Genomic DNA, 11,721 nt, shown 5'->3' on the forward strand with positions numbered 1-11,721 from the left:
GGTCTCGGGGAGTGCGAGCAATGGAGGCCGAGTCGGAGCCGTACGTCCGTCTTGCGACGATGCGGCAGCTGCACCAGGCCGTAGCCGATCTCAACACGGCGCGGAGCCTGGCCGACACACTGCAGACCGTCGCCGACGGAATCGTCGCCGGTCTCGGCTACGAGCTTGCCTGCGTCAACCTCGTCCGTCCCGACGGTGATCTCGTGGTCGCCGCCTTCGCCGGCAACAGCGCCGCCGAGGCCCTGATCACCGGCCGCGTCGGCTCCCGTACCTCCTGGGAACGCCGGCTGGCCATGGGCGAGATATGGGACGAGCTCCGCTTCATACCCCACACCGACGGCTGGGTCCTCCTCGACGACGACGTCCCGCAGTGGCACACCGAGGGCCCCGAGCCCCGCTTCGAGGACGAGTGGCACCCGCAGGACCGGCTCTACGCCCCGATGTACGCCTCGGGCGGCGGCAGCGACCTCCTCGGCGTCATATCCGTGGACCGCCCCCGCAACGGCCGCCGGCCCGGCGCCTGGGGCCGCGAGGCGCTCCAGATGTACGCGTCCCAGTCGGCCATTGCGATCAGTAACGCCCGGCTCCGGGCAAACATGCAGCGCGCCCTGGTCCGCCTGGAGCGTGAACAACAGGCGCTGCGGGCCAGCGAGGAATCCTTCCGCCAGGCCTTCGAGTACGCCCCCAGCGGCATGGCCATCGCGGAGATGGGCGGCGACCAGCACGGCAGGCTGCTGCGCACCAACGACGCCCTGTGCCGGCTCCTGGGCCGTCCCGCCTCCGTGCTGCGCCGCTACTCCTTCGCCGACCTGGTCCACCCCGAGGACATCGGCACCCTGCTGCGCACCTCCGCCGAGGGCGGCCGTGCCGAGCTGCGGCTGGGCCGCAGGGACGGCACCTATCTGTGGGTCTCGCTGCGCAACTCCGTCGTCGCGGACACCGCGGACGGGCCGCGCTTCCTCCTCACCCACGTCGAGGACATAGAGGAGCGCAAGCGTCACGAGCTGAACCTTGCGCACCGCGCCTCGCACGACGCCCTGACCGGGCTGCCCAACAGCGCGGAGCTGCGGGCCCGGCTCAGTGCGCGGCTGTGCGAGCGCCCGCACTCCGTGGTGTCCACGGACGTGGAGGCGCTGGACGCGGCGTACGGAGATGTCGACGAGGCGCGGGCGCACGGTTTCCCCGCCGACGGGTTCGACGTCGGCCGGGGCGTCGGGCCGTACGACCACCATGTGCATTCCGTCGCACCGGACACGGTGAAGGACGACGGGGCGAAGGGGCTCGCGGTCCTCTTCTGCGACCTGGACGGCTTCAAGTCGATCAACGACCGCTTCGGGCATCACACGGGTGACGCGGTTCTCATCGAGGTCGCCCGGCGGCTGACCACCTGTGTCCGCGACGGGGACACCGTCGCCCGGCTCGGGGGTGACGAATTCGTCGTCCTCGCAGACGGGCTGGGGTCCGCAGACGCCGCGGACCTGGCCGTACGCCTGCGTAACGCCATCATTCCGCCCATTCGGGTCGACGGCCGGGCGGTGCGGGTCGGGGCGAGTTTCGGCATCGGCTGGGCCGCCTGCGGCATGACCGCGGAAGAGGTGCTGCGCTCCGCCGACCAGCGGATGTACGTCGAGAAGCGGTCCCGGTCCAAGGTTCACCGCAGGGCCGGCTGACGTTCGCCGCCCCGTCGCCGCGGGGGTGCGTGGGCTGTCTCACGCCGGTCGCCGCCCCGCCTCCGGCAATTCTCGGTGTGGTCCGTTCGGGGTAGGCTCGGCCGGTCGGCGACGGCTGGCGAGATTCGGCGACGGCTGGCGACATGGTGAGGAGTGACCCAGGGATGGCCGGGAACAACGGCGCGAGCACACCCGAGGACGACGATCCGTTCGGCTACCTCTACGAGGACGGACAGGCGGCCGGCGCGCAGCCGCCGGGACAGGGCGGCTACGGCTACCCGGGACCCGCCGCGCAGCCGGGCGTGCCCCGGACCTCGTACAACCAGGTGCGGACCGTCGGCGAGCGCCAGTACGGGCAGGTGCCGCCGCAGCAGGCGTACGGGCAGCAGCAGGCGCCCTACGGCCAGCAGAACGCGCAGTACGGCCAGCCGAACGGACAGCCCGGCCAGTACGGCCAGCCGAACGCGCAGTACGCGGCCCCCGAGACGTACCCCGGTGGAACGACCGCGCAGGTGCCGCACCAGGGCGGCCGCGGCAGTGGTGGCGGTCCCGGCCGGAGCGGTCCGAACAACAAGGGCCTGCTGATCGGGGCACTCGCGGTGGTCGCGGTCGTGCTCATCGGCATCGGCGTCGCGCTGATGACGGACGACGACGACAAGGGCGGGAAGAAGGACGAGGCCACGTCCTCGGCCGGTGCGTCCGGTGAGGTCGAGCAGTCCCCGACGCCGGAGCAGTCCAAGAGCGCCGACGCCCCGGTCGAGCTCCCGAAGCAGGACGCGGCGTCGCTGAAGCTCGGTGGCACCGCCGTTCTGGCAAACACGGTCAAGGGCGCAAAGGGTGCGGGCGGTTCGTACGTCGATCTCAACGGGGTGGGCCGGTCCGCCGAATGGACTGTTGATGTGCCCAAGAGCGGTGACTACACGCTCTATGTGACGTACGCGGTGCCCGGCAAGGACGGCAAGACGTCCTTGTCCGTCAATGGTGCCAAGCCTCAATCGATCAACATGAAGAACTTCGCACAGGCGGCGGAGGGCGACTGGGAGAAGGGCTGGACGACCACGTTCGGCTGGATCAGTCTCAATGAGGGCTCAAACACCATCAAGCTCGCCTGTGAGCAGGGAGATTCGTGTGAAGCGTATCTCGACCAGTTGTCGCTGAAGTCGGGTCACCTCCAGTGATGAACTGCTCGTTGGCGGCGCGCGGAGCGCCGCCAACGAGCACAGACTGTTCTGCGGGACCGGCGGTTACCAGTCCGTGCAGGAACGCAGCAGAGTGTTGCCCTCGAACGTAGCCACGTTCACACCGAGCTCGAAGAGGCCGTTGGTGTGCGAAGCGGTGGTGGTCCAGGTCTTGCTGGTGCCGGAGCCGTCATAGTTCATCCGCCACGGCCAGTAGTGCGTCTTGCCGAACGTGTCCTGGGACAGGAGCCGGATTCGGGCGTGGTGACCATCAGCCGCGGTGTCGTACACGCCGATGGTCAGCTTCACCGTGGCGCCGGGGCCGTGCCAGTTTTCGATCTTGATCTGGCCGGATGATCCGGTCGTGCTGCATCCCCGGTACGAGGGGGTGGCGGAGCTTGCGGCCTGGGCGGGATTTGCGGCTGCTGCAGTCAGCAGGGCGGCCGAAAGGATCGCCCCAGCCATCGTCTTCCTTCTCACTGTGCTCCTTCTCCTGGGCGTCGAAGTAGTGAGCATATTTTTCGGCTGATCAAAATCGAACATACGATTGAGTCATGCTGTGTCCGAATTCATCAGCGCCAGGAATCCCGTCACTGTCACGGTCATCGCCTCGCGGCCCGGGGCGATGTACTTGCGCGGGTCCACGCCCGTGGTGTGCTCGGCCAGATGGGCGCGCACGGCTCCGGTGAACGCGGTGTTCAGCGCCGTACCCACGTTGATCTTGACCATGCCCGAGGTCGTGACGGCCCGGCGGATCTCCTCGTCCGGGACGCCGCTGGAGCCGTGCAGCACCAGCGGGACGGGGACGGCGTCGCGCAGCCGGCCGATCAGCTCGTGGTCCAGGGCCGCGGTGCGCTCGGTCATGGCGTGCGAGGAGCCGACGGCGACGGCCAGGGCGTCGACACCGGTGGCGGCGACGTACGCGGCGGCCTCGTCCGGGTCGGTGCGGACACCGGGGGCGTGGGCGTCGAGGGGTGCCTCGCCCTCCTTGCCGCCGACCTTGCCGAGTTCGGCCTCGATCCAGACGCCGCGCTCGTGGCCCCAGGCGACCGCTGCGGCGGTGGCCCGCACGTTCTCCTCGTAACTCAGCTTGGAGGCGTCGAACATCACCGAGCCGAAGCCCGTCTCGTGCGCCTGGTGCAGCAGTTCCACGGACTCGACGTGGTCGAGGTGGAGGGCGAGCGGGGCGCTGGAAGTGCGGGCGACGGCCGCCGCCGCGGCGGCGACGGGAGCGAGCCGGCCGCCGTGGAACTTCACGGCGTTCTCGGAGATCTGGAGGATGGCGGAGGCGCCGGCGCGCTCGGCCCCGGCGGCGATCGCCTCGGCGTGCTCCAGCGTGATGACGTTGAAGGCGGCGATCCCGTGTCCCCGGGCCTGGGCGGCGGAGACGAGTTCACCGGTGCTGACGAGCGGCATGCTGACCTCTGTGGTTTCCTCGGGCCCGGCGGGCGGGTCCGGTGGGGGCGCGGCCTTCAGGCCGCGTCTGCGTGTTCCTCGATACCGACGCGCGGCAGCAGCTCCTCGTACGCCGCACGGTCGAATTCACCGGCCGTGGGGGAGAGCACGGTCGCCGTCGACAGTGCCACCGCCCGTCGCAGCCGGTCCGGCCAGTCCAGGCCCTCCACGATTCCGGACAGGAGCCCGGCCACCGCGGAGTCGCCTGCCCCGGTCGGGTTGCCCCGCACGGGCGCGGGCGGGGACGCCTGCCAGGTGCCGTCGGGGGAGACCGCCAGCATGCCGTCGGCCCCCAGCGAGGCGATCACCCCGTGTGCCCCGCGCCGGCGGGCGTCCCGGGCGCCGCGCAGGGGGTCGCGGGAGCCGGTGAGCTGGGCGAGCTCGTCGGCGTTCGGCTTGATCAGGTCGGGGCGGGCGGCGATGCCGCGGCGCAGCGGTTCGCCGCTGGTGTCCAGGAGGACGGGGACGCCGGCGGTGCGGGCGAGGCGGACCAGTTCGGCGTAGGCGCCGACGTGGATGCCGGGCGGCAGGCTGCCGCACAGGGCGACGGCGTCGGCGGCGCCGAGCAGTTCGCCGTACGAGGTGAGGAACGCGGTCCACTCGTCGGCGGTGACGTGCGGTCCGGGTTCGTTGAACTGGGTGGTGTCCCCGGTGGCGCGGTCGACGACGGCCAGGGTGCGGCGGGTGTCGCCGGCCACGGGCACGAGTGCGTCGGTGACGGCGGCGGGGCCGGCGGGGAGCGCGGCGAGCATGGTGCGCAGGACGGCCCCGGTGGCGCCTCCGGCGAAGCCGGTGACGACGCTGTCGTGGCCGAGGGCGGTGAGGACCCGGGCGACGTTGACGCCCTTGCCGCCGGGGCGCTCGGAGAGGGCGGTGACGCGGTGGCTGGAGTGCGGGACGAGTGCCGGGACGTCGTACGTCAGGTCGAGTGCCGTGTTCAGCGTGACCGTGAGGATCACCCTCGGCCCCTCTCGATCCGTGGAGCGCGGATCTCTTTCCAGAACGCGCTTTCCCTGCTGGTTTCCTTCGCGATCATGCCAAAGAGACGGCGGTCGGCCCAGACGTCGGGACCAACCGCCGTCTCTTCGTTACGCGGAGGGCAACCCGGTCAGGCGGACCGGACGGCCTGCGGCTGGATGATCCACTCGCCCTTGCGCATGACGCCCTCGACCCGGAAGTCCTCGTTCAGGACGACGAGGTCGGCGTCCTTGCCGGGCTCCAGGGAGCCGACCCGGTCGTACACACCGAGGAGCCGGGCCGGGTTGGCGGAGATGGACTGCACCACGTCGCCGACCGGGATGCGGTCGATGGTGACGGCCCGGTGGAAGGCGGTGTCCAGGGTGAGGGTGGAGCCCGCGATGGAGCCGCCCTCGACGAGCCGCGCGACACCGTCCTTGACCTCGACGGCGAGCGGGCCGAGCTGGTACTGGCCGTCGCCGAACCCGGCCGCGTCCATGGCGTCGGTGATCAGCGCGACGCGGTGCGCGCCCGCGTGGTGGTAGGCGAGCTCCAGGGCGGCGGGGTGCAGATGCGTCCCGTCGTTGATGAGCTCGACGGTGATCCGCTCGTCCTCCAGGAGGGCGGCGATGGGGCCGGGCGCGCGGTGGCCGAGGCCGGGCATCGCGTTGTACAGGTGCGTGGCGACGGTGGCGCCCGCGTCGATGGCCTCGACGGTCTGCTCGTACGTGGCGTCCGTGTGCCCGATCGCGGCGATGACGCCGTGCTCGGCGAGCAGCCGTACGGAGTCGATGCCGCCGGGCAGTTCGGTGGCGAGGGTGAACATCTTCGCGGTGCCGCGCGCCGCGTCCATCAGCTTGCGGACCTCGGCCGGGTCCGGGTGGCGCAGCAGGCCCTCGCTGTGGGCGCCCTTGCGGCACGGGGAGATGAACGGGCCCTCGAAGTGGATGCCGGCCAGGTCGCCCTGTTCGACCAGCTCGGAGAGGATGCCGGCGCGCTCGGCGAGGAAGTCCATCTCGCCGGTGACGGTGGAGGCGACCAGGGTGGTGGTGCCGTGCTCGCGGTGGGTGCGGACGCCGGTCAGGACCTCGTCCACGGTGCCGGAGGTGAAGGAGGCGCCGCCGCCTCCGTGGTTGTGCATGTCCACGAAGCCGGGAACGATCCAGTGGCCGGACAGGTCGACGGTCGGGGCGCCCTCCGCCGAACTGCCGGCGATGCGGGTGCCCTCGACGATCACCCGGCCGTTCTCGACGGTCCCGGTGGGGAGTACCACCCGGGCACCTGCGAGAACGGTGCTGTCTGCGCGTCCGGCCATCAGGCGGATACCTCCGTGGAGAGAAGATCCCAGGCGAGCAGCCCTGCGCCCAGGCATCCGGCGGTGTCCCCGAGGGCCGCCGGGACGATGTGGGGCAGCTTCTGGAACGTGACGCGTTCCTCGACGGCCGCACGGAGTGGTGTGAACAAGGTTTCCCCGGCCTCGGCGAGACCGCCACCGATGATGAGCGTGCGGGGGTCGAGCAGGGTGAGCGCGGTGACGAGTCCGGCGGCGAGCGCGTCGACGGCGTCCTTCCAGACCGCGACGGCCTTCGGGTCGCCCGATTCGACGGCCTTGGCACAGTCGGCGGCATCGGCCTCCGGGTCGCCGGAGGCGGCGGCCCAGGCCCGGCTGACGGCGCCCGCGGAGGCCAGCGTCTCCAGGCAGCCGCGCTGGCCGCAGGGGCAGTCCGGGCCGTCCGGCCGGATCACGATGTGGCCGATCTCGCCCGCGTAGCCGTGGGCGCCCGCCTCGATGCTGCCGGCGATGCCGATGGCGCCGGCGATCCCGGTGCCCAGCGGCACGAACAGGAAGCGGTCGGCGCCGTTGCCCGCACCGATCCGGCCCTCGGCGAGCCCGCCGGTCCTGACGTCGTGACCGAGGGCCACGGGTACGCCGCCGAGCCGTTCGCCGAGCAGTCGGCGCATGGGTACGTCGCGCCAGCCGAGGTTCGCCGCGTAGACGGCGATCCCGTTCTCGGCGTCGACGATGCCGGGCACCGCGACGCCGGCCGCGAGGGCGCTCTCGCCGAGGTGCTCCTCGCCGTACGCGCGCAGATCCGCCGCGAAGGCGAGGACCGACTCCACGACGGCGTCGGGGCCCCGCTCCCTGCCGGTCGCGCGCCGTGCCTCGTAGAGCAGGGTGCCGTCGGCCCCGACCAGTGCGGCCTTCATTCCGGTGCCGCCCACATCGAGGGCGATGACGTGTTTCACGGGAAACAGTTTCGCCCGACGACCCCCAAAAGGTCTAGTCCACTATCGCTGTTTGTTGCGCATCCATACAAAATCGGGGCCGCAACCCGGCGGCAACCGGCCGCAACCCGGACGCAACCCGGTGGCAACCGGCCGCGACCCGGGTGCGACCCGACGAGGGAGCTGTCCGAACTATCCGGGAAGGATCACGCTGCGCGACAGATTCCGCGGATGGTCCGGGTCGTAGCCCTTCGACTCCGCGAGGACGACCGCGAGCCGCTGCGCCCGGATCAGATCGGCCATCGGGTCCGCCGACCGGTGCGCGACGAGCGTCCCGCCGACCGCCGCGACCTCACCGGCGAGGCCTTCGGGCAGCGGGCCGAAGACCCAGGCCACCCGGTTCGGACCGGTGATCGCGATCGGGCCGTGCCGATACTCCATCGCGGGGTACGACTCGGTCCAGGCGCCCGCCGCCTCGCGCATCTTCAGCCCGGCCTCCTGGGCGAGCCCGTAGGTCCAGCCGCGCCCCAGGAACGTCCACTGCTCGGCCGCGACCACCGTCTCGTCCAGCGGCTCGGTCACCGCGAGCTCCGCGTCGACGGCGGCCTCGGCGACCGTCTTCACCCCGGCCGGCAGGGGGCCCGCCGCCTCCAGGCCGGCCCGCAGGAACGCGAGTGCCGTGGTGGCGAACCGGGTCTGGACGACCGATTCCTCGTCCGCCCAGTCCAGCACGGCCACGGTGTCGGCGGCGTCCATGACGGGCGTCTTCGGGTCGGCGGTCAGCGCGACGGTGGCCACCTTGCCGCGCAGCTCGCCCAGCAGCGCCAGCACCTCGCTCGTCGTACCGGAACGGGTGATCGCCACGACCCGGTCGTACGTCCGCCCGGCGGGGAACTCCGAGGAGGCGTACGCGTCCGTCTCGCCCTGTCCTGCGGCCTCCCGCAGTGCCGCGTAGGCGATGGCCATGAACCAGGAGGTGCCGCACCCGGTCACGGCGACCCGCTCGCCCGGACGCGGCAGCCCGTCGAAGGCCGCACCCGCCTCTGCGGCACGTCGCCAGCAGCTGGGCTGGGTGGCAATTTCTGATGCGGTACGGGACATGCTGGACGGCTCCTCGCGGCTGGGCGGCGGCCGGGTCGGGCCCGGCCGAGACCTCCTTAGCAGTCGCTCCGCGTCCCGTGCAATGCTGCCGTGTTGCGGAAGCGATACCCCGGTGGTGTAGACCTCCTTCTCGGGCGTGATGCAAAATCGCAGCTCATCCGGAGGGCACCCATGCCGACGTGGGTGCCGCGGGTGGCGCAATCAACGAGGACGGACTGGGCTGTGCAGCGGCGTTACTTGGGACTGACGGCGGTTGTTGCCGCACTGGGGATGACTGTCGCGCTGGCGGGCTGCGGAGGCGACGGGAGCTCGGGCGACGTCACGCTGAAACTGGTCGCGGCCGACTACGGCACCGGCGAGGGCAACAAGTCACAGACGTACTGGGACGGGGTCGCCCGGAGTTTCGAGGCGTCCCACCCCGGCATCAAGGTGGACGTGACCGTCTATCCGTGGACGGACGTCGACCGCAAGGTCGCCGAGATGGTGAAGGACGGAAAGGCCCCCGACATCGCGCAGATCGGCGCGTACGCGGACTACGCCAAGGCCGGCAAGCTCTACTCCGCCGACCAGATGCTCAGCATTCCGACCCAGGCCAACTTCCTGCCGAAGCTCGCGGACGCCGGCCGGGTCAGCCGTATCCAGTACGGGCTGCCGTTCGTGGCCAGCACCCGGCTGCTCTTCTACAACAAGGACCTCTTCTCCCAGGCGGGCCTCAAGGCCCCGCGGACCTGGGACGACATAGCCTCCGACGCCGCGGCGCTCAAGCAGCGCGGGGTGACGTACCCGTTCGCGCTGCCGCTGGGCCAGGAGGAGTCCCAGGCCGAGACCATGATGTGGCTGCTCAGCGGCGGCGGTGGCTACACCGACGACGTCGGCTCGTACGACATCGACTCGGCGGAGAACGTCCATACCTTCAACTGGCTGAAGTCGAACCTCGTAGACAAGGGTCTCGTCGGACCCGTCGCCCCCCGCAAGCTCGACCGGGCCAAGGCCTTCGAGGCGTTCACCAAGGGCCATGTCGGCATGCTCAACGGCCACCCCACCCTGATGGAGGAGGCCCAGAAGCAGGGCGTCAACTTCGGCATGGTGCAGCTGCCCGGCGCCGACGGGCCCACCAAGACGTCGATGGGCGTCGCCGACTGGATCATGGGGTTCAAGCAGAACGGCCATCGTGTCGAGATGGGCAAGTTCTTCGACTTCATGTTCAGCGACGAGAACGTCATCGCGTTCGCCGACAAGTACGACCTGCTGCCGGTCACGGACAGCGCGTCGGCGTCGATGGAGGACACCGCCAAGTACAAGCCGCTGCACGAGTTCCTGGCCGCGCTGCCGGACGCGGAGTTCTATCCGTTCGGCAAGACGTCCTGGGCCCAGGCCAGTGAGTCGATCAAGGAGAACATCGGCAAGGCGGTCGAGCCGGGCGCGAACCCGGAGAGCGTGCTCCAGCACATCGCGCAGGAGTCCTCGGCGGCCGAGAGCGCGGAGTAGCGGTCCACGGCCCGCGCAATATATTGGCTGATATGACCGCCCTCCCCCCGAACGGCCCCGACGAGCCCGCCCCTCCTGCCGCACTCTCCGACCGGGACCGTGCGGTCCTCGCGGTCGAGCGTCAGTCGTGGGCGGGGCCGGGCGCGAAGGAGCGGGCGATCAGGGAACAGCTCGGCATCTCCCCGACCCGCTACTACCAGTTGCTGAACGCCCTGCTGGACGACCGGCGGGCACTGGAGGAGGACCCGGTGACGGTGAACCGCCTGCGCCGGGTGCGGGAGGCACGGCGGGGGCGGCGGTGACGTCCGGGGGGCCCGGGGCGGCCGGAGAACCTCCGGACCGATGGACGCCCGAACGGATGCGGGCGGCCCGGCCGCTGCCTCTCCCGGTGCGGCTGGGGCCACGGTCCGACAGCTGGGTTTCCGCCTCGGCGCTCGACCTCTCCGCACCGCCGGAGCAGCCCGGCCTTCCCGCCGAGAGGGCTGAGGGCGCCGAGGTGTGGACCCTGTTGCTGACGGCACAGGGCCCGGCCGCCGAGGCCGCCGGTGCCGCCGCGCTCGCCGCGCCCGAACGCGGGGTGTACAGCGCGCTCGAACCGGGCGCGGCTCGACGCCGGTTCGCCCTGGTCCGCGGCGGACTGCGCCTGCTCGCCTCGGCCCACCTGGGGTGCCCGCCGTCCAGGATCGCGCTCCTGGACGGACCCTGTCCGCTGTGCACACGGCTGCACGACAGCGTCGCGGCTGTGGCGGGGGCGGCGCCGTTGCACTTCTCCTGGGACCGGTGTGGCGATCTAGTGGTCTACGCAGTGTCCGGAACGACGGTGGGAGCAGGCGTCTCCCTGCTCGCCGAGCACGGTGATCCGGACGCGGCAGCGGCCGCGCGACGGGCGGCCCGCCTGACGGCCGGAGGCCGCGCGGTGATGCGCGGCGGGTGCACGGGGCCGGGGATCATCGCGGACCGGACCGTGGACATGGTGGACGTGCCGCACGGTTACAGCGCCGCGGTCGTATGCCACACCGCCCGGCCGGTCAGCCGGCCTGACCCGAACCGATGAGCCCGCGCACCACACGGACCTGCAGCCTCGCCAGCCGCACGATGATCCACGGACCTGCGAAGAGGGCCGCCACACCTCCCGCGAAGTGCAGCGCGACGACCCCGAGGGGATGCGGGCCGCCCCACGCCGGGTCCGGGTAGGAACGCCAGCCCCAGACCGGGTACGTGAGGTTGCGCGCGCAGACGATCAGCCAGCCGGCCACCGCGAGGAACCCCAGCGCGCCCACGAGCATGTTGAGGAAGAAGAACGCGACATGGCGGACGAGGCGCCCGTCCCCGCTGCGGCGGCCGATCTCCTCACCCAGCCAGAACCGGGCACGGATCCGCTCGAAGCCGGGGCCGGACACGGCGACCACCGCGAGCACGGCCAGCAGGATCAGCGGCGCGAGTTCCTCATGGCCGTGGTCCTGGGCGGCCTTCAGGACGTATCGCAGAACGAGGACCAGACTGAGCGCGAGCGGCAGCAGGAGGCAGTACAGCACGTACATCCAGGTCTGTCGCCGTAACAGCAGTTGATGTATCGGGGCATCGGGCACAGCGCGGTCCTTCCTCGGGGCGGACACTTTAAGCCCTTCCGGCCGCCGAGGAGTGGG

At 71.4% G+C, this 11,721-nt stretch carries 12 protein-coding genes; 5 read left to right on the forward strand and 7 right to left on the reverse strand.

The window, feature by feature from the left end; all coding sequences use genetic code 11:
• The first annotated feature begins 20 nt into the window (after nt 1-20).
• Together cdgB and OG446_RS20850 are read left to right on the forward strand one after the other, a co-directional pair.
• Nucleotides 21-1,670, forward strand: coding sequence for a diguanylate cyclase CdgB (cdgB, locus tag OG446_RS20845; protein ID WP_328895464.1), 1,650 nt, complete (start codon nt 21-23; stop codon nt 1,668-1,670).
• Between the two features lie 164 nt (nt 1,671-1,834).
• Nucleotides 1,835-2,848: a CBM35 domain-containing protein gene (locus tag OG446_RS20850; protein WP_328895465.1), complete on the forward strand. Its 1,014-nt coding sequence runs from the start codon at nt 1,835-1,837 to the stop codon at nt 2,846-2,848.
• A gap of 66 nt (nt 2,849-2,914) precedes the next feature.
• Here the strand turns inward: OG446_RS20850 and OG446_RS20855 are convergent, their stop codons facing one another.
• From OG446_RS20855 to OG446_RS20880, 6 genes are all read right to left on the reverse strand, one after another.
• Nucleotides 2,915-3,313 (reverse strand): hypothetical protein, encoded by a 399-nt coding sequence (locus OG446_RS20855; protein ID WP_328895466.1) that lies wholly within the window; start codon nt 3,311-3,313, stop codon nt 2,915-2,917.
• An 87-nt stretch (nt 3,314-3,400) separates the two neighbouring features.
• Nucleotides 3,401-4,264, reverse strand: coding sequence for a class II fructose-bisphosphate aldolase (locus tag OG446_RS20860; protein ID WP_328895467.1), 864 nt, complete (start codon nt 4,262-4,264; stop codon nt 3,401-3,403).
• 56 nt (nt 4,265-4,320) lie between these two features.
• Complete coding sequence (locus tag OG446_RS20865; RefSeq protein ID WP_328895468.1) at nt 4,321-5,262, reverse strand: 1-phosphofructokinase family hexose kinase; 942 nt, start codon at nt 5,260-5,262, stop codon at nt 4,321-4,323.
• A 149-nt stretch (nt 5,263-5,411) separates the two neighbouring features.
• A complete protein-coding gene (nagA, locus tag OG446_RS20870) occupies nt 5,412-6,575 on the reverse strand; it encodes an N-acetylglucosamine-6-phosphate deacetylase (protein ID WP_328895469.1) in 1,164 nt (387 codons plus the stop codon).
• Nucleotides 6,575-7,507, reverse strand: coding sequence for an ROK family protein (locus OG446_RS20875; protein WP_328895470.1), 933 nt, complete (start codon nt 7,505-7,507; stop codon nt 6,575-6,577). The genes nagA and OG446_RS20875 overlap by 1 nt, the downstream gene beginning before the upstream one ends.
• A 171-nt stretch (nt 7,508-7,678) precedes the next feature.
• On the reverse strand, nt 7,679-8,587 hold the full coding sequence (locus OG446_RS20880; protein WP_328895471.1) for an SIS domain-containing protein: 909 nt from the start codon (nt 8,585-8,587) through the stop codon (nt 7,679-7,681).
• Nucleotides 8,588-8,857: 270 nt separating this feature from the next.
• Between OG446_RS20880 and OG446_RS20885 the strand changes: the two genes are divergently transcribed.
• From OG446_RS20885 to OG446_RS20895, 3 genes are read left to right on the forward strand one after another with little or no spacing between them, the layout of a single operon-like run.
• Nucleotides 8,858-10,075 carry an extracellular solute-binding protein gene (locus OG446_RS20885; protein ID WP_328895472.1) on the forward strand — a complete coding sequence of 406 codons (1,218 nt, stop codon included), beginning with the start codon at nt 8,858-8,860 and terminating at the stop codon, nt 10,073-10,075.
• A 32-nt stretch (nt 10,076-10,107) separates the two neighbouring features.
• Entirely contained in the window at nt 10,108-10,377 is a 270-nt protein-coding gene (locus tag OG446_RS20890; protein ID WP_328895473.1) for a DUF3263 domain-containing protein, read from the forward strand.
• A gap of 56 nt (nt 10,378-10,433) precedes the next feature.
• Entirely contained in the window at nt 10,434-11,129 is a 696-nt protein-coding gene (locus OG446_RS20895) for a hypothetical protein (protein ID WP_328895474.1), read from the forward strand.
• Here the strand turns inward: OG446_RS20895 and OG446_RS20900 are convergent.
• Nucleotides 11,104-11,664, reverse strand: a complete 561-nt coding sequence (locus tag OG446_RS20900) for a sensor domain-containing protein (RefSeq protein WP_328895475.1) — start codon at nt 11,662-11,664, stop codon at nt 11,104-11,106. The two genes, OG446_RS20895 and OG446_RS20900, sit on opposite strands and share 26 nt — an antisense overlap.
• Nucleotides 11,665-11,721: the final 57 nt, after the last annotated feature.

The organism is Streptomyces sp. NBC_00236 (genome assembly GCF_036195045.1).
Taxonomy (GTDB): domain Bacteria; phylum Actinomycetota; class Actinomycetes; order Streptomycetales; family Streptomycetaceae; genus Streptomyces.

What these genes read in the sequence shown, in the direction of transcription:
- cdgB (WP_328895464.1), top strand. Translation starts at nt 21, where the DNA reads ATGGAGGCCGAGTCGGAGCCGTACGTCCGTCTTGCGACGATGCGGCAG.
- OG446_RS20850 (WP_328895465.1), top strand. Translation starts at nt 1,835, where the DNA reads ATGGCCGGGAACAACGGCGCGAGCACACCCGAGGACGACGATCCGTTC.
- OG446_RS20855 (WP_328895466.1), bottom strand. Translation starts at nt 3,313, where the DNA reads ATGGCTGGGGCGATCCTTTCGGCCGCCCTGCTGACTGCAGCAGCCGCA.
- OG446_RS20860 (WP_328895467.1), bottom strand. Translation starts at nt 4,264, where the DNA reads ATGCCGCTCGTCAGCACCGGTGAACTCGTCTCCGCCGCCCAGGCCCGG.
- nagA (WP_328895469.1), bottom strand. Translation starts at nt 6,575, where the DNA reads ATGGCCGGACGCGCAGACAGCACCGTTCTCGCAGGTGCCCGGGTGGTA.
- OG446_RS20880 (WP_328895471.1), bottom strand. Translation starts at nt 8,587, where the DNA reads ATGTCCCGTACCGCATCAGAAATTGCCACCCAGCCCAGCTGCTGGCGA.
- OG446_RS20885 (WP_328895472.1), top strand. Translation starts at nt 8,858, where the DNA reads ATGACTGTCGCGCTGGCGGGCTGCGGAGGCGACGGGAGCTCGGGCGAC.
- OG446_RS20890 (WP_328895473.1), top strand. Translation starts at nt 10,108, where the DNA reads ATGACCGCCCTCCCCCCGAACGGCCCCGACGAGCCCGCCCCTCCTGCC.
- OG446_RS20895 (WP_328895474.1), top strand. Translation starts at nt 10,434, where the DNA reads ATGCGGGCGGCCCGGCCGCTGCCTCTCCCGGTGCGGCTGGGGCCACGG.